Genomic DNA, 26,272 nt, shown 5'->3' with positions numbered 1-26,272 from the left:
GGTCATGCCGTTGGGGCCGTGGTTGCAGTAGCCGCCCGGGTTCTTCGCGTCCGAGAGGTACTGCTGGTGGTAGTCCTCCGCGTAGTAGAACGGGCCCGCCTCGGTGATCTCCGTGGTGATCTCGCCGTGGCCGGCCGCTCGCACCACCGGCGCGAAGGCCTCGCGGGACGACGCCGCCGTCGCGGCCTGTGCCGGGGTCGTCGTGTAGATCGCCGAGCGGTACTGGGTGCCCACGTCGTTGCCCTGGCGCATGCCCTGGGTCGGGTCGTGGTTCTCCCAGAACGCCTTCAGCAGCTGCTCGTACGACACCTTCGACGGGTCGTACACCACCTGGACCGCCTCCGTGTGGCCCGTCATGCCCGAACATACCTCCTCGTACGTCGGGTTCCTCGTGATGCCGCCCTGGTAGCCCACCGAGGTCGAGTACACGCCTGGGATGCGCCAGAAGATGCGCTCGGCGCCCCAGAAACAGCCCATCCCGAAGTACGCCACCTCGAGCCCCGCCGGCCACGGGCCGTGCAGCGGGGTGCCCAGGACGGTGTGCTTCGCGGCGACGGGCATCTCGACGTCGCGGCCCGGGAGAGCGGACGAAGGGGTCGGCAGGTCCAGCTGCTTCTTGTACCGCAGAAACACGATCAGCTCCTTCAAGCCTTGATGGACTCAAGTCTGCCGCGCCGCGGGCCGGACCGCCTTAAGAAGGTATTACGGCTGCAATCTTCGATGCGTACGCCGCCGCTTCCTCGTCCGACTCGTAGCGCGTGCGCGGCCAGAAGAAGCCGCGCAGCCCGTCGCCCTTCGTCCGCGGGACCACGTGCGTGTGCAGGTGCGGCACGCTCTGCGAGACCTTGTTGTTGATCGCCACGAAGGTGCCGCCCGCCGAGAGGCCCGTCTCGACCGCCCCCGCCAGTGTCCGCACAAATCCGAAGTATTCCGACAAATCGGCAACCGGCAGATCCGTCAGCGTCACGACGTGCGAGCGGGGAGCGACCAGCACGTGACCCTTGAACACGGGCCGGGTGTCCAGGAACGCCACCGCGCTCGACGAGGACGCCACGACGAACGCGGGAGCGGAGCCCGACGCGATCGCACAGAACAGACAGTCCGCCACACCCGCCAGCCTAAACGCCACTAGTGTCGTCGCATGACCCACGGCTTCGAGACACTCGCCATCCACGCCGGACAGGAGCCGGATCCGGCTACGGGCGCGGTGGTCCCCCCGATCTTCCAGACCAGCACATATGCGCAGGACGCCGTCGGCAGCCCGCGCCAGGGGTACGAGTACAGCCGCACCGCCAACCCGACCCGCGACGCGCTGCAGGAGTGCCTCGCCGCGCTGGAGGGCGGCCGCCGCGCCCTCGCCTTCGCGTCCGGCCTGGCCGCCGAGGACACCCTGCTGCGCACGATCTGCCGGCCGGGTGACCACGTGGTGATCCCCGACGACGCCTACGGCGGCACCTACCGGCTGTTCGCGCGGGTCGCGCAGCGCTGGGGCCTCGACTGGACCCCGGCCTCGATCCACAACGTCGACTCGGTGCGCGCCGCGATCACCGACCGGACGAAGATCGTCTGGCTGGAGACGCCGACCAACCCGCTGCTCGGCATCGCCGACATCGCCGCGCTGGCCCAGCTCGCCCACGACCGCGGCGCGCTGCTCGTGGTCGACAACACGTTCGCCTCGCCGTACCTCCAGCAGCCCCTGCACCTGGGCGCGGACCTGGTCGTGCACAGCACCACGAAGTACATCGGCGGCCACTCCGACGTCGTGGGCGGGGCCCTCGTCGGCACCGACGAGGAGCTGATGCAGGAGCTCGCGTACCACCAGAACGCCATGGGCGCGATCGCCGGGCCGTTCGACGCGTGGCTGACCCTGCGCGGGATCAAGACGCTCGGCGTGCGCATGGACCGGCACTGCGACAACGCCGAGCGGGTCGTGGAGTTCCTCCAGCGGCACAAGGCGGTCGGCCAGGTGCTCTACCCGGGCCTGCCGGAGCACCACGGGCACGAGATCGCGGCGAAGCAGATGAAGCGGTTCGGCGGGATGGTCTCCTTCCGCGCCGCGGGCGGCGAGGAGGCGGCGGTCGAGATCTGCAACCGCGCCAAGCTCTTCGTGCTGGGCGAGTCGCTGGGCGGCGTCGAGTCGCTCATCGAGCACCCCGGCCGCATGACCCACGCGAGCGCGGCCGGCAGCCCGCTGGAGGTGCCGGGCGATCTGGTCCGATTGTCCGTCGGCATCGAGACGATCGACGATCTTCTCGCCGATCTGGAGCAGGCGCTCGCTCGTTGACACAATGAAGCCGCCGCCGGTTCGGAAAGGTGTCCCCCCATGCTGCACCGCTCCACGACCTGGGTAGGCGCCACCGCCAGGGAGATCGCCCGCGCCGTGCGGCGCGGGGACACCTCCGCGACCGAGGTCGTGGCCGACCACCTCGACTCGATCCGGGCGTACGACCGCATCCTCGGTGCCTTCCGCGAGGTGCGGCCCGCCGAGGCGATCGCCGAGGCCGAGACGGTCGACGAGCAGCCCGAGCTCGGCAACCTGGCGCTGGCCGGGGTGCCGATCGCGGTGAAGGAGAACACGCCGGTCGCCGGGCTGCCCACGTGGAACGGCTCGGCGGCCGCCCGCGAGCCGGTCGCCGAGCGCGACCACGAGGTCGTGCGCCGGCTGCGCGGCGCGGGCGCGATCGTCGTCGGCGTGACCCGGATGCCGGAGCTGGGCATCTGGGCCACCACCGACGACGCCGACGGCATCACCCGCAACCCGTGGCGCACCGACCGGACGCCCGGCGGGTCGAGCGGCGGCTCGGCGGCCGCGGTCGCCGCCGGGCTGGTGCCGATCGCGCACGGCAACGACGGGCTCGGCTCGGTGCGGATCCCGGCCGCCTGCTGCGGGCTCGTCGGGCTGAAGCCGGGGCGGGGGAGCGTGCCGGCGGGGATCGGGACGAACGACTGGTACGGGCTGACCGAGAACGGCATCCTCGCCACCACCGTCGCCGATGCGCATCTGGGTTATTCGGTACTGGCCGGCAGTACCACACCGTCACTGAGCCCTCCGGGGGCGTTGCGCGTGGCCGTCTCCCTGCGCAGTCCGGTGACCGGCGTGTTCCCGGACGCCGGCGCGCGCCAGGGCCTCAGCACCGCGGTCCGGCTGCTGGTCGCGGAGGGGCACGGCGCCGTGCGGGCCGACCCGGTGTACCCGCCGTCGCTCGCGGCCAAGGTGCTGGCCACCTGGTTCGCCGCGATCCACCTCGACGTCGCCGCGCTCGACGGCGGGCGCCTCCAGCCGCGCACCCGCCGGCACGCCGCGCTCGGCGAGCGGGCCCTCGCCCGCGGCCTGGTCCGCGACGCCGACCGGGCCGCGTGGCGCGAGCGCTGCCAGAACTGGTTCGCCGACGGCGGTCACGACGTGCTCGTCACCCCGGCGCTGGCCACCGCGCCGCCCGCCGCCGGCCACTGGTCGGCCCGCTCGTGGACGGCGAACATGCTGGCCAACACCCGCTACGCGCCGTACGAGGCGCCGTGGAACTTCGCCGGCTTCCCCGCCCTCGTGGTGCCGGTCGGGGTCCGCCCCGACGGCCTGCCGGTCGGCGTGCAGCTCGTCGGCCCGCCGGGCGCGGAGCTGCTGCTGCTCGGGCTGGCCGGCCAGATCGAGCAGCGGGCGCCCTGGCGGCGGCACGCGCCGGGCTGGCCGCGGATGGCGGCCCGCCGGCGGTGACGCGGGTCCGCGCGATCGCGCACTGGGCGACCGCCGCGATGCTGGCCGTCGCGGGTGCCGCGCTGGCCAACCTGGCCCTCGCGTTCGCGCCGCTGGCCGACATCTGGGCCGCGCACCGGCCCGGCGCCGAGCCGTCCGCGCTGGCCGGCACCGTGCGGATCGGCCTCGGCATCGCGCTCGCGGCCTGCCTCGCCGCGACGGCCGTCGCGGCCCGGGGCTGGCACGCCCGCGCCCGGGGCAACCTGGCCGCGTTCGGCGTCGCCGACCGCCGCGTGACGACCGGCAGCGTCGGCCGCGCGCCCCGCCAGCGCCGCTCGATGCTCGTGCTGACCTGGGTCTTCCGCGGGCTCGCGCTCGCCGGGGCGGTGGCGACGCTGCTCGGCGTGCTGAGCGGGCTCGACAACGCCGTCGAGATCGGCCGGGTGCGCCACCTGGCCGCGGCGGGCGAGCCGGTCGACCGGGCGCTCGTCGCGCACCTGTTCGGCCGCCAGCTGGTCCTGCGGCTGCCGGGGGCGGCCCTGCTCGTGGGCGCGGCGGGCGCCGCCGTGCTGCTGATCGCCCGCACCACGAGCGCGCAGTACGGCCGCATCGCACGCCTGCGGATGGTGGGTGGCACGATCAGGGAATGACCGTCCCCTCGGAGCTCGTGACGCTCGCCGAGATCCAAGCGGCAAGGCAACTGCTGGCAGGCGTGACCCGCCTGACCCCGGTGGAGCCCTGCCGGCCACTGACCGCCAAGCTGTCCGGTCCCACGTGGCTCAAGTGCGAAAACCTGCAGCGCGCCGGGTCCTTCAAGGTCCGCGGCGCCTACGTGCGGATCTCCCGGCTGAGCCCGGACGAGCGCCGCCGGGGCGTCGTCGCGGCCAGCGCCGGCAACCACGCCCAGGGGGTCGCGCTCGCGGCCGGCCTGCTCGGCACCAAGGCCACCGTGTTCATGCCGGTCGGCGCCCCGCTGCCGAAGATCGCCGCGACCAAGGGCTACGGGGCGCGGGTCGACTTCGCCGGCGCGACCGTCGACGAGTCCCTGGAGGCCGCCCACGAGTTCGCCGAGCGCACGGGCGCGGTGCTGATCCACCCGTTCGACCACCCCGACATCATCGCCGGGCAGGGCACGGTGGGCCTGGAGATCCTGGAGCAGGTGCCCGAGGTCCGCACGATCGTCACCGGCGTCGGCGGTGGCGGGCTCATCTCGGGCCTGGCCGCGGCCGTCAAGGCCGTCCGGCCCGACGTGCGGATCATCGGCGTGCAGGCGGCGGGCGCGGCGTCGTTCGCCCGGTCGCTGCGCGCCGGCTGCCCGGTGCGGCTGGAGTCGGTCGCCACGATCGCCGACGGCATCGCGGTCGGCCGCCCCGGCGACCTGACGTTCGCCCACGTGGGCAAGCTCGTCGACGAGATCGTCACGGTCACCGACGAGGACATCTCCCGCGCGCTGCTCATGCTGCTGGAGCGCGGAAAGTTGGTGGTCGAGCCGGCCGGCAGCGTCGGGGTGGCCGCCCTGCTCGCCGGGGCCGTCGAGGTCGAGACGCCGACCGTCGCCGTGCTCTCTGGCGGCAACATCGACCCGATGCTGATGCTGCGGGTGATCGAGCACGGCCTGGCCGCGGCCGGCCGCTACCTGGCGTTCACGGTCCGCTGCGGCGACCGCCCGGGCCACCTGGCCAAGCTCCTGTCGTCCATCGCCGAGCAGGGCGCCAACGTGGTCGACGTGGCCCACCGCCGCCAGGACCCCCGGCTGCAGCTCGGCGAGGTGGAGATCGGGATGTCGGTGGAGACGCGGGGCGCCGAGCACTCCGACCGCCTGGTCAGCGCCCTCCGGTCGGCCGGGTACACGGTGACCTTCGACCTGTAGCACCTGTAGCACCTATAGCAAGAGCCCGGGCACCCTCGTGGGTGCCCGGGCTCAGCTCTGCAGGTCAGCCCGCGAAGGGCTCGAACGAGATCACCTTCACCTTGATCTCGGCGCCGCTCGGCGCCGTGTACTGCACCGCGTCGCCCTTCTGGGCGCCGAGGATCGCCTTGCCCAGCGCCGACTCCGGACTGTAGACGGTCAGGTCGGTCGTCGCGGCGATCTCACGCGAGCCGAGCAGGAACGTCTCGGTGTCGTCCTCGTCGTCGTCGAACTGGATCGTCACGACGGTGCCGGGAGCCACCGCGTCGGTCGTCGGCGCGTCACCGACGACCGCCTTGCGGAGGAACTCCTTGAGGTAGAGAATCCGTCCCTCGGCCTTGCTCTGCTCCTCGCGGGCGGCGTGGTATCCGCCGTTCTCGCGCAGGTCGCCCTCTTCGCGGCGTGCGTTGATCTCGGCGGCTATCGCCGGGCGGTTGGCGATGAGCTCGTCCAGCTCGGCCTGCAACCGGTCATAGGCGTCCTGCGACAGCCAGGTGGTGGCCTGTCCGCCGTCGGTGGTCGACACTGAAGATCTCCTTACGGGCACGCTCGGTCAAACCACCAAAGTACCAGTGAGTCGTGTCACCACGGCTACGTGAATTCCGTGTGCAGTTCTCCGGATCGTCATCTGGAACGCAGCGGACCGCAGGCGGGCACCTCCACGGTGACCGGCCGGTCGCTGGTGGCCAGCCGGTAGGAGACCACCGGCTCGGCGCCCTTCGGCACGTCCACCTCGGCCAGCCCGACCTCCTCGCCGCTGGCCGAGCGGGCCCGCACCCGGCAGGTCGCCTCCGTGTCGGCATCCTTGCGGACCACGAAGTCGACGCTGATGCCGTCGTCGGTGACGTCGTAGAAGCGCTGGACCTGCGGCTCGTACTCCTGCGGCCCGTACTGCTGGAACAGCCGCCAGACGATCGCGCCCGCCGCGACCAGGGCCAGCGCCGCCAGGCAGGCCACCAGCCAGCGCCGGCGCGGCTGCGGCTCGCGTCGGCGGCCGTAGCGTCCGGGTGGGTACTGCGTTGTGGCGTGTGTCTCGGTCACGGGCTGGCGTCCTCGTCGTTTTGTCGGAGGTACCGACCACAATAGGGTCGTTAGCCGGGGCGCCCCGCGCGCGGGGTTGGACGCACACCTTGAGGAGAGCCGTGGCCGAGCAGCTGCGATTGATGGCGGTGCACGCACATCCGGACGACGAGTCGAGCAAGGGTGCCGCCGCGATGGCGAAATACGCGGCGGAGGGCGTCGATGTGCTCGTCGTCACATGCACCGGCGGTGAGCGCGGCAGCGTGCTCAACCCGAAGCTCGACCGGCCCGAGGTCTGGGAGAACATCGCGACGATCCGGCGGGCCGAGATGGACCGGGCGCGGGAGATCCTCGGCGTGCGGCAGGACTGGCTCGGCTTCGTCGACTCGGGCTATCCCGAGGGCGACCCGCTGCCCCCGCTGCCCGAGGGCTGCTTCGGCCTGATGGACCCGGAGGAGGCGGCCGAGCCGCTGGTCCGGCTGATCCGCAGCTTCAAGCCGCACGTCATCACGACCTACGACGAGGAGGGTGGCTACCCGCATCCCGACCACGTCATGACGCACAAGGTCAGCATGGTGGCGTTCGACGCGGCGGGCGACGCGAGCCGCTTCCCCGGCGCGGGTGAGCCGTGGCAGCCGCTGAAGCTCTACTACAACATGGGCTGGTCGCGGAAGCGCATGATGGCGCTGCACGAGGCGATGCTGGAGGCCACCGGCGAGTCGCCCTACACCGAGTGGATCAAGGAGTGGGACGACCGGCGGGACATCACCGAGCGGGTCACCACGCGGGTGCCGTGCGGCGAGTTCTTCGAGATCCGCGACGACGCCCTGCGGGCCCACGCCACCCAGGTCGACCCCGACGGGTTCTGGTTCGCCGTGCCGCTGCCGATCCAGCAGAAGGTGTGGCCGACCGAGGACTACGAGCTGGTGAAGTCGCTGGTCGACACGCGGCAGCCGGAAGACGATCTCTTCACCGGCGTAAGGTGAAGACATGGTGCACGCGTTGGACGTCCTCGCCGAGAACAACTTCGGCGACACCAGGTCGGGTGGGCTGGCCGGGCCGATGGGCCTGCTCATCATCGTGCTCCTGGCCATCGTCACGGTGTTGCTGATCCGCAACATGACGGCCCGGATCCGGCGCCTGCCGGCGGAGTTCCCCGACCAGCGCGCCGGGGACGCCGCGGACGCCGGGCGGCGGGCCGACTTCGACGGGCCGGGCGACGCGACGGGCGGGCCGGGCGGTGCCGCGGGCAAGCCCACAGACGAGGACAAATCGACGTCCGTCTGAGCGAAGCGGCCGTTGATCTGAGGCAGAAACGCATCACCGACCACTGTTGTGCCTTTCTTCCGTGCTTTAGCCTTCACGGAGTGCGCGTTCCTTTCGCCGGGCGCGCCTCCCTGAAAGGGCAGGGAAGGGGGGCCGACAGGTGGACGCGCAGCAGCGCTCCGACGCACTCCCCGGAGACGATGTCCGCGGCCACGCTGAGTGCCGGCCGGAATACCTAGCGTCATTGGCGCCGGTCGATACGGTGCAGTGATGAGACCGCTCCCGGCGCGCTTCACCGCCGCCGTCGCGATCGCCGCCGCCCTGTGCGCGGCCGCCGCGGCGGTCGTCGCGGGCGGCTTCGCGGGCAGCCCGCTGCAGGCGTTCGCCGTCGGCCGGCCCGACCGGTCGCTGCTGTGGGCGGGCCTCGCCGGCGTCGGTGTCGTCGTGCTCGCCCAGCTGGCCCGCCTGCGGGTCCGGGCCGGCGAGGGGCACGCCCGCCTGGCCTGGGGCGAGGCGGCCATGGTCGTCCTCTGCGTCAGCCTGCCGCCCGCGCTCGTGCCGTTCGCGGTGCTGGCCGGCGTCGGGGTCGCGCACACCGCGCTGCACCTGCTCGACGCCCGCCGCGGGCGCCGCCGCACCGCTCGTGACCTGCTCTTCAGCGTCGCCGCGCTGACCGTCGCCGGTTCGTGCTCGGTGTTCGCGGTGACGGCGATCGAGCCGGTGTACGACCGGCCGCTGAGCCCGCGGGGCATCGCCGCCCTGTGCGCGGGCGCCGTCGTGTACTACGTGGTCGCCATCGGGCTGGTCTCGGTGCACGTCTCGGCCGTGCGGGGCGGCACGCTGCGGGCCACGTTCGCCGAGATGCTCAGCAGCAAGCTGCTCATGGTGATCGGCAACGTCGCCGCCGGGCTCGTGATCGTGTGGGCCTGCGCGACCAACGCGCTCCTGCTGCTGCTCCTGCCGCCGGTCCTCTGGCTGCTGCACCAGTTCTACGGCAACCGGCTGCGCGAGGACGACGACCGCCGCACCTGGCACGACTTCGCCGAGGCCACCCGCGACCTCAACCGGCTCGACGAGCACGACGCCGCCGAGTCCGGGATCACGGGCGCCAAGCGGCTGTTCGGCGCGACCGCCGCCCGCGTGGTGCTGGCCGGCGGCCGGGCCTACGGCGACGAGGTCGACGAGCCGGCGGTGACCCGCTCGCTCGTCGTCGGCGGGATGACGGTGGGGGAGCTCCACCTCGCCGGGGTGCCGCAGCTGCGCTCGCGCGACCACATGCTGGCCGCCTACGGCGACGCCCTCGCCGCGGCGCTGCACGACGCGATCACGCAGGACGCGCTGCGGTCGATGAGTGAGCGGACGACGTACGACGCCGTCCACGACCCGCTGACCGGCCTCTACAACCGGGTCGCCCTGCTCACCCGGGGCAACGCGCAGCTGGCCCGGCGGGCCCCGGGCGACCCGGTCGCCCTGGTGCTGCTCGACGTCAACGACTTCAAAGAGGTCAACAACGCGCTGGGCCACACGGCCGGCGACGAGGTGCTCAAGGTCATCGCCCGGCGGGTCGCCGACGCGGGCAACGCCGACGACCTGCTCGCCCGGCTCGGCGGCGACGAGTTCGCGGTGCTCATCACCGACCTCGCGGCCGGCGGCGACGACCTCGCCCTCGCCGCCGCGGTCGAGCGGGCCCGCAAGCTCGGCGCGCAGATCGCCGTCCCGATGCGCATCGACGGCGTCGCGCTGTCGAAGGAGCCGTCGGTCGGCGTGGTCGTCGCGGCGGCCGGCTCGGTCGACCTCACCGAGCTGCTGCGCCGCGCCGACATCGCGATGTACCAGGCCAAGCACGGCGGCCAGCCGGTCGCCTGGTACGACCCGGCGCGCGACGACGCCAGCACCGACCGGCTGGCCCTGCTCGCCGAGCTGCGCGAGGCCCTCGCCGCCGGCGAGCAGCTGAGCCTGGAGCTGCAGCCGGCCGTGGCGCTCGGCCCGGTCAAGCCGGTCCGCGGCGCCGAGCTCGCCGGCGAGATCACCAGCGTCGAGGCCCTGCTGCGCTGGCAGCACCCGCGCCGCGGGCGGCTCGCACCCGGCCAGTTCCTGCCGGTCGTGGAGGCGAGCGAGCTCATGGGCCCGCTGACCCACTGGGTGCTCGACCGGGCGCTCGGCCTGGCCGCCGGGTGGCGCCGGGCCGGCCTGGCGGTGCCGGTTGCGGTCAACATCTCGGCGCGGAGCCTGGCCGAGCGGCAGCTGCCCGAGACGATCGACGAGCTGCTCGGCCGGTACCGCCTCCCCGCCGAGCTGCTGATCCTGGAGATCACCGAGACCGTCATGCTGTCCAGCTCGCCGGTCATCGACGACGTGCTCGCCCGCATCCGGCGCCTCGGCGTCCAGCTGGCGGTGGACGACTTCGGCACCGGCTTCTCGTCGTTCACGGTGCTGACCCGCCTGCCCGTGCAGGAGGTGAAGATCGACCGCGAGTTCGTCGCGCAGATGTCCGACCTGCCGAAGGCGGAGGCCATCGTCCGGGCCACGGTCGACCTCGCCCGGCGGCTCAACCTGCGCGTCGTCGCCGAGGGCGTGGAGCACCCGGAGCAGCGCAGCGCGCTCGCCGAGCTGGGCTGCACCGCCGCCCAGGGCTTCCTGTTCCACCCGCCGATGGCGCCGGACCGGCTCTCCGCCGTGCTCCGCGAGCGCCGCCAGGTCCAGCGCCGCCACCTCCGCGCCGAGGGCACCGGCTAGCCCTCCTCCCCGCGTCGATCTTGCAGTTGTGGTGCCCGACAAACCGGGGCATTGACGGCGTGTCCCGGCACCACAACTGCAAGATCGACGAGAAGGGGGTGCGGGGGGACGGGGAGTTCACCCTGCGGGGGCGGCGGTTTGTGCGTGGGGTGAGCGCGGCATGTGCGTACCGTGAGCAGACATGAGCGGACGACGGGGGGTTGTCCTCGCCCTGGGCTTCATGGTCGCCGCGGTCGGCGCGTTCGTCGTGCTCGATCGCTTCGGCGGCACCGACCGCTTCGCCGACCTGCCCGGCGACGCCGACGTCCGGCTCCGCGGGCGGTTCACCCCGGCCCAGGTCACGGCGCTGGCCGGGCTGCCGCAGGCGGCGGCCGCCGAGTGCGTCACCACGCTGTACGGCGTGACGGTCTACGGCGCGGCCGAGGTGCTGCGCGAGGCGGCCGTCATCACCGCCGTGCAGAGCCCGGCCCTGCGCCGCACCACGGTCCGCCAGGGCCAGTATCCGGCCGGCGACGCCCAGGTCCTCGTCGACGCCCAGACCGCGCAGCGCCTCGGCGTCCCGGTCGGCCGGCGGCTGTCGCTGCAGCGCGACGGCCACAGCGTGAACGCCACCGTCGTCGGCGTCGCCGACCGCCCGGGCGACCTCACCAACGGGGCGTCGGCGGCCGTCCTCGCGCTCCCGGCGGGCGCCGTGTCCCGCCTCGACGGCGGCGCCCCGTGCGACGAGGTCGCCGTCCAGCTGCGCCGCCGCAGCGAGGCCACGGCCTTCCAGAAGGCGGCCCGGGGCGTGCTCGGCCGCGACCCCGGCGTCACCTACGACGAGTCGCTACGCGGGCACGTCTGACGCGCCGGACCACGTCATGGACAGGCCCGTCGCGGCCCGCTCGGCGCGGATCTCCATCGCGTCGCCGAGGATCACCGCGCGGTCGGCGACCACGGCCGTGCCGTCGAGCGCGTAGGTGACCCGGTCGCTGACGAAGACCGGGGTGCCCGCCGGCTCGTGGAGGTACACCTGCAAACCGGACGGCAGCGCGCCGGGCCGGATCGTCTCGGTCGCGCGGGCGACCGCCACCCCTGCGTCGGCCAGGGCGGTGTAGAGCGGCACGCGGCCGAAGTCGGCGTCGAGCAGCCCCGGCACCAGCCGGACCCACGAGACCTGGTGCACCGAGGGGCGGCCGGCGAACTCGCGGACCCGCTCGAGCCGCAGCGCCGGGTCGCCGAGGCCGGCGTGCGCGGGCGGCGTGCCGGTCGCCCGGGCGACGACCGTCGTGCGCACCTCGTGGCCCTGCTCGCGCAGGTCGTCGGCGAGGCTGCGCAGCGAGCCCAGCCGGTAGGCGAGGTGGGGCGGCGACACGAACGTGCCCCGCCCCGCCTGCTGCACGATGAGCCCCTCGTCGCTGAGCTGCCGCAGGGCCTGCCGGAGCGTCATGAGCGTGACGCCGTAGGCGCTGCTGAGCTCGCGCTGGGCCGGCAGCGCGCTGCCCGGCGCATACTGCCCCGCGTGGATCTTCGCGGCCAGGTCGGCGGCGATCGCGCGATACCGGGGCTCGGTCTCGCGCGGCATCGCTCACCCTCCGTCTGTGCCGTCCGTGCTGTCTACGGCCTTGCGCAGCGTCCCCACGTAGGCGCCGAGCTCGGCGGGGCCGGCGCCGTCGAGCAGCCGGCGCATGATCGCGGCGCCGATGACGACGCCGTCGGCCACCCGGGCGGCCTCCGCCGCCTGCTCGGGGGTGGAGATGCCGAATCCTAGCAACACGGGCAGCTCGGTCCGGGCCTTCAGCCGCGCCGCGAGGTCGGCGGCGGCCGGACTCAGCGTGTCCCGCTCGCCGGTGGTGCCCATGACGGACACCGCGTACACGAAGCCACGGCTGCGCCGGCCGATCTCGGCCAGCCGGGCGTCCGGCGTGACCGGCGCGGCGAGCAGGGCCAGGTCGATGCCGGCCGCCTCCGCCTCGGCCGACAGCCCGGCGCACTCCTCCAGCGGCAGGTCGGGCACGATCAGCCCGGTGAAGCCGGCGTCGGCGAGCCGCGCGCAGAAGCCCGGGCGGCAGGCGAGGTTCGCATAGGTACTGGCGACGAGCGGCACGATCCCGCGCGGCGCGGACGCCAGGACGGTGTCCAGCGTCGCGCCGCGGCGCAGGGCCGTGGCCGTCGCCTCCTGGATGGTCGCGCCGTCCAGCGTCGGCTCGGAGAACGGCAGCCCGACCTCGACCAGGTCGGCGCCCGCGTCGGCGAACGCGCGGACGTGGTCGGCCCAGCCGGCGCTCACCCCGCCCGTGACGTACGGCATCACCGTCTTCACAGCAGCTCCCGCAGCGCCGAGATGTCCTTGTCGCCGCGGCCCGACAGGGTCAGCAGCACGGTCGAGCCGGCCGGGATCTCGCCGCGCAGGATCCAGGCCAGCGCGTGCGCCGACTCCAGCGCCGCGACGATCCCCTCGGTGCGGGCGAGCCGCACGACGGCCTCCACGACCTCGGCGTCGGACACGGTGACGTACCGCGCCCGCCCGAGCTCCCGCAGGTGGACGTGCTCCGGCCCGATGCCCGGGTAGTCGAGCCCGGCCGCGATCGAGTGCGCCTCGGCGACCTGGCCGTCGTCGTCCTGCAGGAACAGCGACCGCACGCCGTGCAGGATGCCGGGCGTGCCGTCGGTCGCGCCGGCCCCGCCCTCGGCCTCGACCCCGACGAGCTGCGCGCCCGTGTCGACGAAGCCGGCGAACGTCCCGGCCGCGTTGGAGCCGCCGCCGACGCACGCGACCACGTAGTCGGGCACGGCCGCCGGCAGCTCGCTCGCGCACTGGCGGCGCGCCTCGTCGCCGATGACGCGCTGGAACTCGCGGACCATCCAGGGGTACGGGCTGGGGCCGAGGACGGAGCCCATGCAGTACATGGCCTCGTCCACCACGCCGACCCAGTGGCGCATCGCCTCGCTGGTGGCGTCCTTGAGCGTGCGGCTGCCGGTGCGGACCGGCACCACCTCGGCACCGAGCATCCGCATCCGGAACACGTTGAGCGCCTGCCGCTCGACGTCCCGCTCGCCCATGAACACGGTGGCCCGCAGCCCGAACAGCGCGGCGGCGGTCGCGGTGGCCACGCCGTGCTGCCCGGCGCCGGTCTCGGCGACGAGCCGGGTGCGGCCCATCCGCTTGGCCAGCAGCGCCTGGCCGAGGACGTTATTGATCTTGTGGGAGCCGGTGTGGGCCAGGTCCTCCCGCTTGAGCAGCAGGGTGACGCCCAGCTCGGCGGAGAGGCGCAGTGCCGGGGTGAGCGGCGTCGGCCGGCCGACGTGGGTGGCCAGGAGGCCGGCGAGCTGGTTGCGGAACGCCGGGTCGGCCCACGCCGCGCGGAACGCGTCCTCGATCTCGCGGCAGGCGCCGACCAGCGACTCGGGCACGTAGCGCCCGCCGTACTCCCCGAAGCGGCCGAGCGGTCCCGGGTCGCCCATCAGGCCGCGGGCGCGGTTGGCGCGCACGGGCGCATGGCGGGGCCGGATGAGGAGCTCACCCATGATCACGCCTCCACAGTTCTAGAACAGTTGACTGTTCTAGAACTGTTGCACGGCGGCCGGTGGGCGTCAAGCGGACATAGGCTCAGGAGGTGACCGTCCGCGGGAAGCTCCGGGTGTACCTCGGTGCCGCGCCCGGCGCCGGCACGACGGTCAGGATGTTCGACGAGGCGCGCCGCCGGGCCGGCCGCGGAACCGACGTGGTGGTCGGCCCGTCCGGCGGGCTCGACGTCGACGCGCTGCTCGCGCGCGCACCCCAGCTGGCGGTCGTCGACGGGCTCGCGCGGCACTGGCCGGGTGTCGAGCGGCTGCTCGACGCCGGCATCGACGTGCTGAGCACGCTCGACATGCAGGACGTGGACGCGGTGCCGGACGCCGTGATCCGCCGGGCCGGGCAGGTCGAGCTCGTCGACGACGGCGTCGCCGGCCCCGAGCTGCGCGAGCGCGCCCTGCTGTGGCTCGCCGACCGGGTCGACAAGCAGCTCGACGCCTACCGCGGCCCGGCGTGGGAGGTCCGCGAGAAGGTCGTCGTCGCGCTGACCGGCGGCCCGGAGGGCGACGCGCTGGTGCGGCGGGCCGCCCGGATCGCCCTCCGCGGCCGGGGCGCCGACCTGCTGGCCGTCCACGTCGTGCGGGGCGACGGGCTGGCCGAGCCGGACCCGGCCCACCTGAGCCGCCAGCGGCTGCTCGTGGAGCAGCTCGGCGGCAGCTTCCACCAGGTCGTCGGCGACGACGTGCCCGCGGCCCTGCTCGACTTCGCCCGCGGCGTCAACGCCACCCAGCTCGTCCTCGGCGCCAGCCGCCGCGGCCGGCTCGCCCAGCTCGTGTCCCGTGGGGTCGGCGCCACCACGATCGCCGGCTCCGGGCCGATCGACGTCCACCTGGTGACCCACGAGCAGGCCCGCCGCGGCCGAGCCCGCCCGGCCCGGGGCGGCCTGACCGCCCGCCGCCGGCTGCTCGGCCTGGCGCTCGCCCTGGCCGGCCTGCCGGCGCTGACCGTGGGCCTGCTGTCGGCCGGCCTGTCCCTGCCGACGGACATCCTCGCGTTCCTGATCCTGGCGGTCGGCGTGGCGCTCGTCGGCGGCCTGGTCCCGGCGCTGGTCGCCGCCGTCGCCGGCTTCCTGCTGCTGAACTACTTCTTCACCCCGCCGATGCACCGGTTCACCGTCGCCGAGCGGGAGAACCTGTTCGCGCTGTCGGCGTTCGTGCTGGTCGCGGTGGCCGTCGCCACGGTCGTCGACCTGGCCGCCCGGCGCACCCGCGAGGCCGCCGCCGCCAGCGCCGAGGCCCGGACGCTGTCCACCCTGGCCGGCAGCGTCCTGCACGGCGACCGCCCGCTGCCGGCCCTGCTGGAGCGGGTGCGCGAGTCGTTCGCCCTGTCCGGGGCCGCGCTGCTGCTCGACGGCCGGGTGGTGGTCTCCGCCGGGCTGCTGGACGGCCCGCCGACGCCGGTCGCGGCGGACGGCTCGCTGGTCCTGTCGCTGTACGGCCACCCGCTGCGCCCCGAGGACCGCCGCATGGTCGAGGCGTTCGCCGCCCACGCCGCCATCGCGCTGCGCCAGGAGCGCCTGGCGGCCCAGGCCGCGGAGGCCTCGGCGCTGGCCGAGGCGGACAAGCTCCGCACCGCCCTGCTGTCGGCGGTCAGCCACGACCTGCGCACCCCGCTGGCCGCCGCGAAGGCCGCGGTGGGCAGCCTGCGCAGCCCGGACGTCTCGTTCTCCCGCGCCGACCGGGAGGAGCTGCTGGCGACGGCGGAGGAGTCGCTCGACAAGCTGACCCGCCTGGTCACCAACCTGCTGGACATGTCCCGCCTGCAGGCGGGCGCCCTGGCCCTGTCGCTGCAGCCGGTCGACGTCCAGGACGCCGTTACCCTGGCCGGCGCCGACCTCCCCGGCATCGCGCGCCTGCGGGTCCCGGACGACCTCCCCCCGGTCTCGGCCGACCCGGCCCTGCTCGACCGCATCCTGGCCAACCTGCTGGAGAACGCCCTGCACCACACCCCGCCGGGCGCCGAGGTCACCACGACGGCGTTCGCCACCGGCGAGACGGTCGAGATCCACGTGATCGACCACGGCCCGGGCGTGCCGGCGGCGGACCGCGACCGCATCTTCCAGCCGTTCCAGCGCCTGGGTGACCGCGACAACACCGCGGGCGTGGGGCTGGGTCTGGCCCTGTCCCGCGGCCTGGCCGAGGCGATGGGCGGCACGCTGACCCCGCACGACACCCCGGGCGGCGGCCTGACCATGGCCCTCACCCTCCGAAGGGCCGCAGACTCCACGATGCCTTGATGCCACGATCCTTGTAGCATCACAGCATGCTGTACGTGCTGCCCGCCCTCGACGACGAGGACCAGCGGGTGCTGTCGGAGATCGACGCTTTCTACGCCGACTTCGCCCGGGCCACGGGTGGAAATGCCACGCGCGAGTGGGTCGGCGAGGTTCGCAAGCGGTTCGTCGCCGGCGCCATCATGGGATCGAACAGCATCGAGGGCTACACCGTCGAGCTGAGCACCGCCGCCGCGATCGTCGCCGGCGCAGCCGTCCCGGCGTCGGTGCCCGAGGAGTCCCGGGAGGCGGTCACCGGCTACCGCGACGCGCTGACCTGGGTGCTGCAGACGCCCGAGATGGACTTCTTCGCGCACAACGAGATGGTCCTGTCCGCACTGCACTTCATGATGCTGCGGTTCTGGCGGGACAAGTCCCCGGGCCGCTACCGCCGTGGCGGCATCGTGGTGACCGGCCGCGACCCGCTGCAGCCGGTGTACGTCGGGCCGCCCGCCGAGGCGGTTCCCGCCCTGATGGCGGAGCTCGTGGCCTGGCTGGAGGGCGGTGACCTGGACGCCCACCCCCTGGCCCGGGCCGCCATGGCCCATCTCAACCTGGTCGCCGTGCATCCCTGGCGCGACGGCAACGGCCGGATGGCCCGGTGCCTGCAGACCTTGGTGATCGCCCGCGCGGGCCGGACCTATCCGGAGTTCTGCTCGATCGAGGAGTGGCTCGGCTTCGAGATCAACACGCTGGAGTACTACCAGGCGCTGCGCGAGGCGCAGCAGGGCTCGTACCAGCCGGATCGTGACGCGCACTCCTGGGTTCGGTTCTGCCTCCGCGCCCACCACCAGCAGGCGCAGCTGGTCGATCGGCGGCTTCGGCTCGGTGCGGCGGTCTGGGCGGTGGCCGAGGATCTGGCCGCGCGGCTCGGTCTCGGCGACCGCACGGTGTCGGCCCTCTACGCGGCGGCCAGCGGGCAGTTGCGCCGGGAGACCTATCAGGAGGACGAGGGCATCTCCCGCGACCAGGCGATTCGTGACATTCGCCGGCTGGAGCAGCAGGGGCTCGTCACCGCGACCGGCTACGGCCAGACGCTCGCCTACGTGGCGGCCGGTGCGCTGCGGGAGGCCGCCGACGCCGAGGCGGCGGGGTTGGTCGGCCCGGCGGTGGAGCCCTACGAGTTGCGATGATCGACTAGTCTTCCGCTCCGGCGCAGGAGCGGAGGTCGCAGGTGGCGGAGAGCGAGCGGGCCTGGTGGCGGGATCCGGGAGTCGTGCTGGCCGTCGCCGCCGCCGTCGTGTGGGCCGTGCAGTGGTCGCACGGGCGGCCGTTGTTCATCGACGAGCAGTATCTCGCCCTCAACGTCCGGGAGCGCGGGCTGCTCGGGCTGGCCGGGGATCTCGACCACAACCAGAGCGCGCCGCTCGGGTGGCTGTGGGTGCAGTGGGGAATCACCCACGTGCTCGGCACCGGGGACCGGGTGCTGCGGCTGCTGCCGTTCGCGTTCGGGCTGCTGACGCTCGCCGCCGCGGCCGTCATCGGGCGGCGGTGGCTCGGGGCCGCCGGGGGCGCGGCGCTCGTGCTGCTGTGCGCCGTCAACCCCGTCCTGCTGTACCACGCGACGGAATTCAAGCAGTACTCCGCCGACGCCGCCGCCGTGCTCGTGCTCGTCGGGCTGGCCGCGTGGGTGGTGGAGCGGCCGTCCGCCCGCGCCGAGTGGGTGTGGTGGGGCGTCGCCGCCGTCGCCGGGTGGTTCAGCATGGCGTCGGTGCTCGTGACGCCGGGGTTGGCGCTCACGGTACTGCTGGTGCGGCGCCGCAGCGGCTGGCTGCGCTGGTGCCTCAAGGGGTTCGTCTGGCTGGCCTCGTTCGCGCTGCACTACGCCCTGTCCCTCCGCCACGCCGCCGGCGACGACTTCCTCGTCACCTGGTTCGACGGCATCGGCTTCCCGAAGCAGGCCGACGGGCTCGGCGGGGTCCGGGCCTGGCTGGCCGACCGGCCCGAGGCCCTCGTGCAGGACCCGTTCGGGCTCGACGCGGGCCTGGCGCTGCCGGTCTGCCTGCTCGTCGTCGCCGGCATCGCCCTCGCGGCATGGCACCGGCCGGCCTTCGGCGCCCTGCTCGCCGTCCCGATCCTCTCCGGGTTCGCGCTCGCCGTCGCCCGGGTCGCCCCGCTGAGCGACCGGCTGGCCCTCTGGCTCGTCCCCGTGGCGTACCTGGCGACGGCCGTCGTCGTCGCGGCCGCAGCGCGGGGCCTGCGGGCCGTCTGGCGCCGCCGGCGGTGGGCCGCGCTGCTGGCGGCCGTCCCCGCGGCGGCGCTGCTGGTGGGTGCGGTCGTGGCCGTCACGCCGCTCGCCGGGCGGGTCGTGCGGCCGCTCCCGACCACCGACCAAGTCGACGACCGCGAGGCGGTGGCGTACCTCGCCCGCGAGCGGCGCCCCGACGACCTGATCATGGTGTTCCTGCCGTCGGTCTACGCGGTCGACTGGTACGCACCGCAGCTGAGCGGGGTCGTGCACACCTTCGACGTCGTAGCGCCGGGCCCGGACTGCGACCTCGGGGACCTGAAGGCGCGGGCCGCCGGCCACGGGCGGATCATCGCGTACCTCGGCCACCGCACCGGTCCGGTGCCGGTCCGCTCCGTCCTCGGCGCCCGCCTGGGCGAGCTCGGCGCCGTGCAGCCGACGGTCCTCGGGGACGGCGCCGGCGGCCCGGGCACCGGCTGGGTCTACGTGGCGGACCTGACGCAGCCGGGCAAGCCGGCCCCGGCGTCGGCGCCGTACCTCACCGACCAGCCGAAGACGTGCCTGAAGCTCGCGTGAGAGGCTGCGAGCATGGCCAACCGCCTCGCCGATGCGACGTCGCCGTACCTGCTCCAGCACCAGGACAACCCGGTCGACTGGTGGCCGTGGTCCCCCGAGGCGTTCGACGAGGCCCGCCGCCGGGACGTGCCGGTGCTCATCTCGGTCGGCTACGCGGCCTGCCACTGGTGTCAGTGAACTTGCAAGCCCAGTAGCCTGAATCTGTTGGCTATCGGAGTCCGTCCGGCGGGGATAGAACGCTTCCAAGTCGGACACGGCGGACACGGCGGCGATGATCTTCGGCTCCGCGTCCGTCCACTCAACGCCCCTTGGTGCCGCTTGCGTTGATGAGATTCAGGCGTCCGGCGGCGGACCTATCTGAGTCAGCGCCACTTGGTGGGGCGGCTGAGCGTTCGTCCGCTCGGGTGACTGACGGTCGGCGGCAACTGGGCGGCACGGAGAGCGGTTTCGCGGATGTGGAAGACGCCGGCGCCGGGGATCGACCGGAACCGGGGCTGATTGGAGGGTGGCAGTGCCACGTAGATCCCTCGACCGGGGGTGATCTTCTGCACTGACCGGATGGCCGGCATCAGGTCGGAGTCGGCACTGATCAACAGCGAGGTGTCTCCGACGCCGAGGGCGGCATCCTCGACCATCGCGACGCCGAGGGCGACATCGGTTTCCTTCTCCTCGTAGCTCTGGTAGGTCTTGGGGCAGGTGCACTGGAAGTCCTGCCGGCACACCTTGCATCGTCCGATGGTCTTGATCTTGAAACGACCAACGTGCGCGTCTACCAGTGCGCCGTTGTGCGCATTGAGGGCGTCGAGGTAGGTGGTTTGGTTCGCGGCGGCCGCCGGCTCGTTTTTGACGATGGCGGTGAAGTAGCGGACAACCACTACCTGATCGTCAGGGCGGAGCTGGCGGACGAGCTGAACAACATCGAGCCACATGTACTTGCGGTGGTATGTCGACTTCATGCCGTAGTACAGGTTGAAGCCGTCGATGTAGGCGGCGACCATGGCCACGCTAGTTCACCCTTCCGTAGGTGCACCGAGTCGCCGTCTGGCGGATGACTTGGGTCGGCGCGTGCCCGATCAGTGCACTACCGACTTCAGGGGTGTACAGTTTTAGAGACAACGGCGAGAGATACGCCGAGGACGGCCCCGCAAGGGGCCGTTTTTTTGCCTAGATGTCATGCGTTCCGTTGGCCAAGGCGCTCCGGCGAGAGGCGCTGCTCAAGCACTGACAGCTCTGCCGCTGCGTGTCCCGCCTCCTCGCTCCTCGTTGCAGCGCGGTTGGCCATGAGCAGGTTGCTCACTCCCAATCGTAGAGACTGACGATTGGGAGCGCAAGGTTAGTCGTGCTCGACTCGGGCTCGAAGTACGTGAAGCGGCTCCCCGCTGGGCACATGGACATACGCCCAGCCGTTGATGGTCGTGCCAGTCTGTTCCGCAAGTGCTCGCGACGGAGTTGAGAACGACCGGCCATCGGCCAGCTTCAGCCAGCCACGGGCCGTGACGGTTGCTTCGTGGACCATGCGCCGCCTCGGCTGTTCGTGCCGAAGAACGTCGCCGGGTGCGAGGATGCCTGCCTTGATCAGAGGCAGCAGGGCGCCTGGCCGTCGCAGCAAGCGCTTGCCGGGTGCAACGGCTTTCTCCGGCAGTTCCTCCGACCCTCCGCCGAGAAGCAGTCGGCGTAACACGTCATTCGGCGTGTCGACCAGTGGCTCGCAATGCTGCTGAAGGAAGGCGAACACCTCGTCATCGACCTCGATGGTGCGTCTGGTCATTGCAGTCCCCAGGGATCCCGATCGTCACGGCTCTGCTAGCGTACATGACGATTTAGAGATTAGGCTGTGCTCAACGCTGCGCCGACGACTACAGGGATCGAGGAGGAAGCCACGCCGGCAGCGTGAAGCCTTGGCGTGAGAGGGTGGAAGTGTGAACCGGCTTTCTGGTACCACTTCCCCGTATCTCCTCCAGCACGCTGCCAACCCGGTGGACTGGTGGCCATGGGGAGAGGACGCCTTTGCGGAAGCCAGACGACGAGACGTGCCAGTCCTCATCAGTGTTGGGTATTCGTCTTGTCATTGGTGCCACGTCATGGCCCACGAGTCGTTCGAGCACGACGGGGTCGCCGCGCTGGTCAACGAGCTCACGGTGCCGATCAAGGTGGACCGGGAGGAGCGGCCCGACGTCGACGCCGTCTACATGACCGCGACCCAGGCCATGACCGGGCAGGGCGGCTGGCCGATGACCGTGTTCGCGACGCCCGGCGGCGAGCCCTTCTACTGCGGGACCTACTTCCCCCGCGACGCGTTCGTGCGGCTGGTGCAGGCGGTCTCCGAGGCCTGGCAGGGGCAGCGTGACGCGGTGCTGCGGCAGAGCGCCGCGGTCGTCGACGCGATCCGGAAGGTGGCCGAGCGGCCGCCGGCCAACCCGATGACGGACGACGTCCTCGACCGCGCCGCCGGGACGCTGCTCAAGGACTACGACGCGGAGCACGGCGGGTTCGGCGGGGCGCCGAAGTTCCCGCCGCACATGGCGCTGCTCTTCCTGCTCCGGCACTTCCAGCGCACCCGCAGGCAGGAGGTGCTCGACGCCGTCACGTACACCTGCGAGCGCATGGCCCGCGGCGGGATCTACGACCAGCTGGCCGGCGGCTTCGCGCGCTACGCGGTCGACCGCACCTGGACCGTGCCGCACTTCGAGAAGATGCTCTACGACAACGCGCTCCTCCTGCGCGTGTACACCCAGCTGGACCGCATCGCCGGCAACGACACCGCGCGCCGGGTCGCCGAGGAGACGGCGGCGTTCCTGGAGCGCGACCTGTACGACGGCCACGGCTTCATCTCCGCGCTCGACGCGGACACCGACGGCGTCGAGGGTCGCACCTACGTCTGGACGCCGGAACAGGTCGACGAGGTGGTCGGCGAGATCGACGGGGCGTGGGCGCGGTACCTCCTGGAAGTGACGAAGGACGGCACCTTCGAGCACGGCAGCTCGGTCCTGCAGCTGCCCGAGGACCCGCAGAACGTCGAGCGCTGGCTCGGCATCAGGCGGCGGCTCCTCGACGCCCGCGACGAGCGGCCCCAGCCGGCCCGCGACGGCAAGGTCGTCGCCGCGTGGAACGGGCTGGCGATCACCGCGCTCGTCGAGTTCGGCAAGGTGTACGCCCGGCCCGAGGCCGTCGAGCGGGCAGTCGAGGTCGCCCGCTTCCTGGCCGGCACGCACCTGGTCGACGGGCGGCTGCGCCGCGTCTCGCGCGACGGCGTCGTCGGCGCGCCCGCCGGCGTCCTGGAGGACTACGGCGCGGTGGCCGAGGCGTTCTGCGCGGTGCACCAGGCGACCGGCGAGGGTCGCTGGCTCGACCTCGCCAAGCAGCTCCTCGACGTGGCCCTCGCCCACTTCCGCGACGAGGGCGGCGGCTTCTTCGACACCGCCGACGACGCCGAGACGCTGGTCTCCCGGCCGGCCGACATCACCGACAACGCGACCCCGTCGGGGCTGTCGGCGATCGCCGCGGCCCTGGTGGCGTACGGCGCGCTGACCGCCGACGCCACCTACCGCGAGGCCGGCGAGCGGGCCCTCGCCACGGTCGCCGCGGTGGCCGCGACGCACGGCCGGTTCACCGGCTACGCCTGCACGGTCGGCGAGGCGCTGCAGTCCGGCCCGTTCGAGATCGCGATCGCCACCCCGGCGGCCGACGACCCGCTGGTGACGGCGGCCTGGTGGCACGCGCCGCCCGGCGCGGTGGTCGTCGCCGGCGAGCCCGGCCGCCCCGGCGTCCCCCTGCTGGAGGGCCGGGTCCTGCGCGAGGGCCGGCCCACGGCGTACGTCTGCCGCGGCTTCGTCTGCGACGCGCCCGTCACCGAGCTCGAGGACCTGGTCGCCAAGCTCGCGTAAATGCTCCGGATTCTCCGGTGAGCGAACACCTCGGGCCTTGGCGTCTCTGTGTAACGGTGTAATCGTGTAATCAGAGCAACGTCAGCAAAGGGGTAAGGACCATGATGATGCGCCGAGGAGACGTACCGTGGGGCCGCGGCGGCGGTCCCCGCAGCGAGCCGCCACCCGCCGACGACGCGCCGGCCTGGATCGGCGGCGCCCTGCCGGACACCTGGTTCCAGGGCCCGGCCGAGGTGACGGTCGACCGTGACGAGATCCTGATCGTCGGCCGGCTGAGCCCGCCGCAGGTCGCCGAGGGCGCCACCGACGCCGACCGGGCGGCCGCCGAGCAGGGCCGCATCGCCGGCTTCCGGGAGACGACCCGCGACCAGCGCATCGGCATCGCGCAGCAGCTGGAGCGCCGGTACCGCAGAAAGGTCTCCTGGGGCGTCCTCGTGGGCGACACCCGGGAGCTGTTCACCACCCACTCGGCGCCGGTGATGACCCGCCTGCGCCAGGGCGAGCGCCAGGTGCTCGACACGCTCGTCGACTCCGGCGTCGCCCGGTCCCGCTCCGAGGCCCTGGCCTGGTGCGTGGCCCTGGTCGGCCAGCATGCCGACACGTGGCTGACCGAGCTGCGCGAGGCCATGCAGTCGGTGGACGAGCTGCGCCGGCGCGGCCCGGCGGTGTGATCCGCACCGCCCCCGGCACTGCGCCGCCTGCGCGGGCCAGGCGGCGCAGGGCAGGCGGCGCAGGGCAGGCGGCGCAAGGCGGGCGGCGTGGGCGGGCGGCGTGGGCGGGCGGCGCGGGCGGGCGGCGCGGGGCAGGCGGCGCGGAGCGGTACGGAGGGGTGCGGGAGGGCGGCGCGGGAGGGAACGCGGGGCGGCCGGAGAGCGAACGATAGGCTGGCCAGCCTATGGACGCACGGACTGGACTCCCCGTCGTGGGCATGGTGGGCGGCGGGCAGCTCGCCCGGATGACCCATCAGGCAGCGATCGCCCTCGGTCAATCACTGCGAGTGCTGGCGGTCGCGCCGGACGACGGGGCGGCGCTCGTGGCCGCCGACGTGGTGATCGGGCGGCACGACGACGTCGACGCGGTCCGCGAGTTCGCCAAGGGCTGCGACGTCGTCACCTTCGACCACGAGCACGTGCCCGGCGACCTTATCCGGACCCTCGCCGCCGAGGGGTTCACGCTGCTGCCCGGGGCGGACGCGCTGCGGTACGCCCAGAACAAGCGCGAGATGCGCGAACACCTGGGCGGGCTGGGCTTCCCCGTGCCCCGCTGGACGGCCGGCGACCTGCGCGCGTTCGGCGACGAGGTCGGCTGGCCGATCATCGTGAAGACGGCCACGGGCGGGTACGACGGCCGCGGCGTCTTCGTCGCCGATTCCGAGCGGGACGTGCCGCCCGGCGTCGAGGTCATCGGCGAGGAGCTGGTGCCGATCGCGCGGGAGCTGGCCGCCGTCGTGGCCCGCTCGCCGCTCGGCCAGGTCGCCGCGTATCCGGTGGTCGAGACGGTCCAGGAGAACGGTATCTGCGTCGAGGTGCTCGCCCCGGCGCCCGGCCTCGACGACGACCGGGCGATCGAGGCGCAGCGGCTCGCCATCGACATCGCCACCCGGCTCGGCGTCGTCGGCGTGCTCGCCGTCGAGCTGTTCGAGACGACCGACGGTCGCATCCTCATCAACGAGCTGGCCATGCGCCCGCACAACTCCGCCCACTGGACGATCGAGGGCGCCCGCACGTCCCAGTTCGAGCAGCACCTGCGCGCGGTCCTGGACTACCCGATGGGCGAAACCCGCCTCACCGCCCCGGCGGTCGTGATGGTCAACGTCCTGGGCGGCGAGCCGGGCGGCATGTCCGTCGACGAGCGCCTCCACCACCTCTTCGCCGAGGAGCCGTCCGCCAAGGTCCACCTGTACGGCAAGCAGGTCCGCCCCGGCCGCAAGATCGGCCACGTCACGGTCATCGGCGACGACATGGAAGACTGCCGCAGGCGCGCCCGGCGGGCGGCGCGGATCCTCGAAGAGGGGTATCAGCATTGACCGACGTCGGCATCATCATGGGCAGCGACTCGGACTGGCCGGTCATGCGGCTGGCGGCCGAGGCGCTGGACGAGTTCGAGGTGGCGCATGAGGTACGGGTGGTGTCCGCGCACCGCACGCCCCACCTCATGCTCGACTACGCGGGCGAGGCGGTGGCCCGCGGCCTGAAGGTCATCATCGCCGGCGCGGGCGGCGCCGCCCACCTGCCGGGCATGGTCGCCTCCGCCACCCCGCTCCCGGTGATCGGCGTGCCCGTCCCGCTGAAGTACCTCGACGGCATGGACTCACTGCTGTCCATCGTCCAGATGCCGGCGGGCGTCCCGGTGGCGACGGTCTCGATCGGCGGTGCCCGCAACGCCGGCCTGCTGGCGGTGCGCATCCTGGCCGCCTCGGATCCGGCGCTGCTGGCGAGGATGCGCGACTTCCAGGAGTCGCTGCGCGCCCTGGTGGCGGAGAAGGACGCGGCCCTGACCGAGTCCCTGACCACCCGCCCGCGGGAGTGACGTCGCCGCTGTTGATGGGTTAGAGCCCGGCCCAGCAGGCGTCGTCGGCCCAGCAGAAGTCGAGCGGCTGCTGGAACCCGTGCCCACCGGCCTTGAGGGCCCGATCCATGGCTGCGAACAGCGGCCGCTGCCCGGCGTCGCGGTGCTCGATGGAGTGCTGCGCCCCGGGCGCGACGGGGTCGAGCCCCTCGGGCGGGAAGAGGTAGCCACCGCCGTAGTTCCAGCCGTACAGCCGGTACCTGAGCGTCCCGGCGGCGTCGACGACCTCGGCGGTCTCGACCTCGTACTCCTCGTCGCCGAGCACGTCGTCGAGCTCGGCCGGCCGCCACACGCTCGCCAGCTGCTCGCGCTCGGCCGGCACCAGCTCGGCACCGGAGGCGGGCCGCTTGCGCCGGACGATCCACAACGAGGGCGTCCCGGGAGGCAACTCGGTCATGACGCCGGTATACCAGCCCGGTCCGCATGATCGATGGAGACTCCTGGTCGCCGTGGCAGCCAGGAGGCTCCATCGATCATGCGGGGGGCATCAGCCGGCCAGGAGCTGGCGGGCCATCACGATGCGCTGGACCTGGTTGGTGCCCTCGTAGATCTGGGTGATCTTCGCGTCGCGCATCATGCGCTCCAGCGGGAAGTCCTTCGTGTAGC

The 26,272-nt window shown here is 73.2% G+C and carries 26 protein-coding genes and 1 pseudogene; 16 read left to right on the top strand and 11 right to left on the bottom strand.

Annotated elements, in window-relative coordinates:
• Positions 1-633: peptide-methionine (S)-S-oxide reductase MsrA (gene msrA, locus IEZ31_RS08610; RefSeq protein WP_190249233.1), on the bottom strand; the 633-nt coding region annotated here is incomplete at its 3' end.
• A gap of 58 nt (positions 634-691) precedes the next feature.
• Positions 692-1,108: an HIT family protein gene (locus IEZ31_RS08605; protein WP_190249232.1), complete on the bottom strand. Its 417-nt coding sequence runs from the start codon at positions 1,106-1,108 to the stop codon at positions 692-694.
• Positions 1,109-1,141: 33 nt separating this feature from the next.
• Here IEZ31_RS08605 and IEZ31_RS08600 point away from each other — a divergent pair, with 33 nt between their 5' ends.
• The 4 genes from IEZ31_RS08600 to ilvA are packed head-to-tail and all read left to right on the top strand — an operon-like array spanning position 1,142 to position 5,561.
• Positions 1,142-2,284 carry a cystathionine gamma-synthase gene (locus IEZ31_RS08600; protein WP_190249231.1) on the top strand — a complete coding sequence of 381 codons (1,143 nt, stop codon included), beginning with the start codon at positions 1,142-1,144 and terminating at the stop codon, positions 2,282-2,284.
• Positions 2,285-2,323: 39 nt separating this feature from the next.
• The gene (locus IEZ31_RS08595) at positions 2,324-3,712 is read left to right on the top strand and encodes an amidase (protein WP_190249230.1); all 1,389 of its coding nucleotides are present in this window, start codon (positions 2,324-2,326) and stop codon (positions 3,710-3,712) included.
• Positions 3,709-4,341, top strand: coding sequence for a hypothetical protein (locus IEZ31_RS08590; RefSeq protein WP_190249229.1), 633 nt, complete (start codon positions 3,709-3,711; stop codon positions 4,339-4,341). Before IEZ31_RS08595 ends, IEZ31_RS08590 begins: the two co-directional genes overlap by 4 nt.
• Positions 4,338-5,561 carry a threonine ammonia-lyase gene (gene ilvA / locus IEZ31_RS08585; protein WP_190249228.1) on the top strand — a complete coding sequence of 408 codons (1,224 nt, stop codon included), beginning with the start codon at positions 4,338-4,340 and terminating at the stop codon, positions 5,559-5,561. Before IEZ31_RS08590 ends, ilvA begins: the two co-directional genes overlap by 4 nt.
• Positions 5,562-5,625: 64 nt before the next feature.
• Here ilvA and greA read toward each other — a convergent pair whose 3' ends face one another.
• Positions 5,626-6,126, bottom strand: a complete 501-nt coding sequence (gene greA / locus IEZ31_RS08580) for a transcription elongation factor GreA (protein ID WP_190249227.1) — start codon at positions 6,124-6,126, stop codon at positions 5,626-5,628.
• A 98-nt stretch (positions 6,127-6,224) separates the two neighbouring features.
• Entirely contained in the window at positions 6,225-6,641 is a 417-nt protein-coding gene (locus IEZ31_RS08575; protein WP_190249226.1) for a DUF4307 domain-containing protein, read from the bottom strand.
• Between the two features lie 101 nt (positions 6,642-6,742).
• Here IEZ31_RS08575 and mca point away from each other — a divergent pair, with 101 nt between their 5' ends.
• The 4 genes from mca to IEZ31_RS08555 all read left to right on the top strand — a co-directional run bounded on the left by mca (position 6,743) and on the right by IEZ31_RS08555 (position 11,466).
• Positions 6,743-7,606: a mycothiol conjugate amidase Mca gene (mca, locus tag IEZ31_RS08570; protein WP_190249225.1), complete on the top strand. Its 864-nt coding sequence runs from the start codon at positions 6,743-6,745 to the stop codon at positions 7,604-7,606.
• A 4-nt stretch (positions 7,607-7,610) separates the two neighbouring features.
• Positions 7,611-7,907 (top strand): hypothetical protein, encoded by a 297-nt coding sequence (locus IEZ31_RS08565; RefSeq protein ID WP_190249465.1) that lies wholly within the window; start codon positions 7,611-7,613, stop codon positions 7,905-7,907.
• A gap of 249 nt (positions 7,908-8,156) precedes the next feature.
• The gene (locus IEZ31_RS08560) at positions 8,157-10,622 is read left to right on the top strand and encodes a putative bifunctional diguanylate cyclase/phosphodiesterase (protein ID WP_190249224.1); all 2,466 of its coding nucleotides are present in this window, start codon (positions 8,157-8,159) and stop codon (positions 10,620-10,622) included.
• A 181-nt stretch (positions 10,623-10,803) separates the two neighbouring features.
• Positions 10,804-11,466, top strand: coding sequence for an ABC transporter permease (locus IEZ31_RS08555; protein ID WP_190249223.1), 663 nt, complete (start codon positions 10,804-10,806; stop codon positions 11,464-11,466).
• On the opposite strand, the gene IEZ31_RS08550 is transcribed toward IEZ31_RS08555, so the two are convergent.
• From IEZ31_RS08550 to trpB, 3 genes are read right to left on the bottom strand one after another with little or no spacing between them, the layout of a single operon-like run.
• Complete coding sequence (locus IEZ31_RS08550) at positions 11,449-12,186, bottom strand: GntR family transcriptional regulator (protein WP_190249222.1); 738 nt, start codon at positions 12,184-12,186, stop codon at positions 11,449-11,451. The two genes, IEZ31_RS08555 and IEZ31_RS08550, sit on opposite strands and share 18 nt — an antisense overlap.
• A gap of 3 nt (positions 12,187-12,189) precedes the next feature.
• Complete coding sequence (trpA, locus tag IEZ31_RS08545) at positions 12,190-12,924, bottom strand: tryptophan synthase subunit alpha (RefSeq protein ID WP_229834483.1); 735 nt, start codon at positions 12,922-12,924, stop codon at positions 12,190-12,192.
• Positions 12,921-14,066, bottom strand: a complete 1,146-nt coding sequence (gene trpB / locus IEZ31_RS08540; protein WP_190249442.1) for a tryptophan synthase subunit beta — start codon at positions 14,064-14,066, stop codon at positions 12,921-12,923. Before trpB ends, trpA begins: the two co-directional genes overlap by 4 nt.
• A 152-nt stretch (positions 14,067-14,218) precedes the next feature.
• Between trpB and IEZ31_RS08535 the strand changes: the two genes are divergently transcribed.
• The 4 genes and pseudogenes from IEZ31_RS08535 to IEZ31_RS08520 all read left to right on the top strand — a co-directional run.
• Positions 14,219-16,414, top strand: coding sequence for an ATP-binding protein (locus IEZ31_RS08535; protein ID WP_229834480.1), 2,196 nt, complete (start codon positions 14,219-14,221; stop codon positions 16,412-16,414).
• A 26-nt stretch (positions 16,415-16,440) separates the two neighbouring features.
• Positions 16,441-17,583, top strand: coding sequence for a Fic family protein (locus IEZ31_RS08530; RefSeq protein WP_190249221.1), 1,143 nt, complete (start codon positions 16,441-16,443; stop codon positions 17,581-17,583).
• 41 nt (positions 17,584-17,624) lie between these two features.
• On the top strand, positions 17,625-19,214 hold the full coding sequence (locus IEZ31_RS08525) for a glycosyltransferase family protein (RefSeq protein WP_190249220.1): 1,590 nt from the start codon (positions 17,625-17,627) through the stop codon (positions 19,212-19,214).
• Positions 19,215-19,226: 12 nt separating this feature from the next.
• Positions 19,227-19,385, top strand: a pseudogene (locus IEZ31_RS08520) (DUF255 domain-containing protein); the annotation flags it as partial.
• Between the two features lie 191 nt (positions 19,386-19,576).
• On the opposite strand, the gene IEZ31_RS08515 reads toward IEZ31_RS08520, so the two are convergent.
• Complete coding sequence (locus tag IEZ31_RS08515) at positions 19,577-20,212, bottom strand: NYN domain-containing protein (protein ID WP_229834561.1); 636 nt, start codon at positions 20,210-20,212, stop codon at positions 19,577-19,579.
• 335 nt (positions 20,213-20,547) lie between these two features.
• Positions 20,548-20,982: a restriction system modified-DNA reader domain-containing protein gene (locus tag IEZ31_RS08510; RefSeq protein WP_190249217.1), complete on the bottom strand. Its 435-nt coding sequence runs from the start codon at positions 20,980-20,982 to the stop codon at positions 20,548-20,550.
• 151 nt (positions 20,983-21,133) lie between these two features.
• On the opposite strand from IEZ31_RS08510, the gene IEZ31_RS08505 reads away from it, so the two are divergent.
• The 4 genes from IEZ31_RS08505 to purE all read left to right on the top strand — a co-directional run bounded on the left by IEZ31_RS08505 (position 21,134) and on the right by purE (position 25,627).
• The gene (locus IEZ31_RS08505) at positions 21,134-23,098 is read left to right on the top strand and encodes a thioredoxin domain-containing protein (RefSeq protein ID WP_190249216.1); all 1,965 of its coding nucleotides are present in this window, start codon (positions 21,134-21,136) and stop codon (positions 23,096-23,098) included.
• Positions 23,099-23,199: 101 nt separating this feature from the next.
• Positions 23,200-23,769, top strand: a complete 570-nt coding sequence (gene abmR, locus IEZ31_RS08500; RefSeq protein WP_229834479.1) for an ATP-binding transcription factor AbmR — start codon at positions 23,200-23,202, stop codon at positions 23,767-23,769.
• 224 nt (positions 23,770-23,993) lie between these two features.
• Positions 23,994-25,124 (top strand): 5-(carboxyamino)imidazole ribonucleotide synthase, encoded by a 1,131-nt coding sequence (locus IEZ31_RS08495; RefSeq protein ID WP_190249215.1) that lies wholly within the window; start codon positions 23,994-23,996, stop codon positions 25,122-25,124.
• Entirely contained in the window at positions 25,121-25,627 is a 507-nt protein-coding gene (purE, locus tag IEZ31_RS08490; RefSeq protein ID WP_190249214.1) for a 5-(carboxyamino)imidazole ribonucleotide mutase, read from the top strand. The genes IEZ31_RS08495 and purE overlap by 4 nt, the downstream gene beginning before the upstream one ends.
• A gap of 19 nt (positions 25,628-25,646) precedes the next feature.
• Here the strand turns inward: purE and IEZ31_RS08485 are convergent, their stop codons facing one another.
• Together IEZ31_RS08485 and IEZ31_RS08480 are read right to left on the bottom strand one after the other, a co-directional pair.
• The gene (locus IEZ31_RS08485) at positions 25,647-26,063 is read right to left on the bottom strand and encodes a hypothetical protein (RefSeq protein WP_190249213.1); all 417 of its coding nucleotides are present in this window, start codon (positions 26,061-26,063) and stop codon (positions 25,647-25,649) included.
• Between the two features lie 90 nt (positions 26,064-26,153).
• A partial coding sequence (locus IEZ31_RS08480) for an acyl-CoA dehydrogenase family protein (protein WP_190249212.1) occupies positions 26,154-26,272 on the bottom strand: 119 nt, incomplete at its 5' end.

Origin of the sequence: Dactylosporangium sucinum, from assembly GCF_014647515.1 — a bacterium.
Taxonomy (GTDB): Bacteria; Actinomycetota; Actinomycetes; order Mycobacteriales; family Micromonosporaceae; genus Dactylosporangium; species Dactylosporangium sucinum.
The sequence above is the reverse complement of the archived record's forward strand: the minus strand, read 5'-3'. Positions and strand labels throughout refer to the sequence as shown.

Excerpts from the sequence above, each read along its gene's own strand:
- IEZ31_RS08600 (WP_190249231.1), top strand. The coding sequence starts at position 1,142 with ATGACCCACGGCTTCGAGACACTCGCCATCCACGCCGGACAGGAGCCG.
- IEZ31_RS08595 (WP_190249230.1), top strand. The coding sequence starts at position 2,324 with ATGCTGCACCGCTCCACGACCTGGGTAGGCGCCACCGCCAGGGAGATC.
- ilvA (WP_190249228.1), top strand. The coding sequence starts at position 4,338 with ATGACCGTCCCCTCGGAGCTCGTGACGCTCGCCGAGATCCAAGCGGCA.
- IEZ31_RS08565 (WP_190249465.1), top strand. The coding sequence starts at position 7,611 with ATGGTGCACGCGTTGGACGTCCTCGCCGAGAACAACTTCGGCGACACC.
- IEZ31_RS08560 (WP_190249224.1), top strand. The coding sequence starts at position 8,157 with ATGAGACCGCTCCCGGCGCGCTTCACCGCCGCCGTCGCGATCGCCGCC.
- IEZ31_RS08555 (WP_190249223.1), top strand. The coding sequence starts at position 10,804 with ATGAGCGGACGACGGGGGGTTGTCCTCGCCCTGGGCTTCATGGTCGCC.
- IEZ31_RS08550 (WP_190249222.1), bottom strand. The coding sequence starts at position 12,186 with ATGCCGCGCGAGACCGAGCCCCGGTATCGCGCGATCGCCGCCGACCTG.
- trpB (WP_190249442.1), bottom strand. The coding sequence starts at position 14,066 with ATGGGCGACCCGGGACCGCTCGGCCGCTTCGGGGAGTACGGCGGGCGC.
- IEZ31_RS08530 (WP_190249221.1), top strand. The coding sequence starts at position 16,441 with ATGCTGTACGTGCTGCCCGCCCTCGACGACGAGGACCAGCGGGTGCTG.
- IEZ31_RS08515 (WP_229834561.1), bottom strand. The coding sequence starts at position 20,212 with ATGGTCGCCGCCTACATCGACGGCTTCAACCTGTACTACGGCATGAAG.
- IEZ31_RS08510 (WP_190249217.1), bottom strand. The coding sequence starts at position 20,982 with ATGACCAGACGCACCATCGAGGTCGATGACGAGGTGTTCGCCTTCCTT.
- abmR (WP_229834479.1), top strand. The coding sequence starts at position 23,200 with ATGATGATGCGCCGAGGAGACGTACCGTGGGGCCGCGGCGGCGGTCCC.
- IEZ31_RS08495 (WP_190249215.1), top strand. The coding sequence starts at position 23,994 with ATGGACGCACGGACTGGACTCCCCGTCGTGGGCATGGTGGGCGGCGGG.
- IEZ31_RS08485 (WP_190249213.1), bottom strand. The coding sequence starts at position 26,063 with ATGACCGAGTTGCCTCCCGGGACGCCCTCGTTGTGGATCGTCCGGCGC.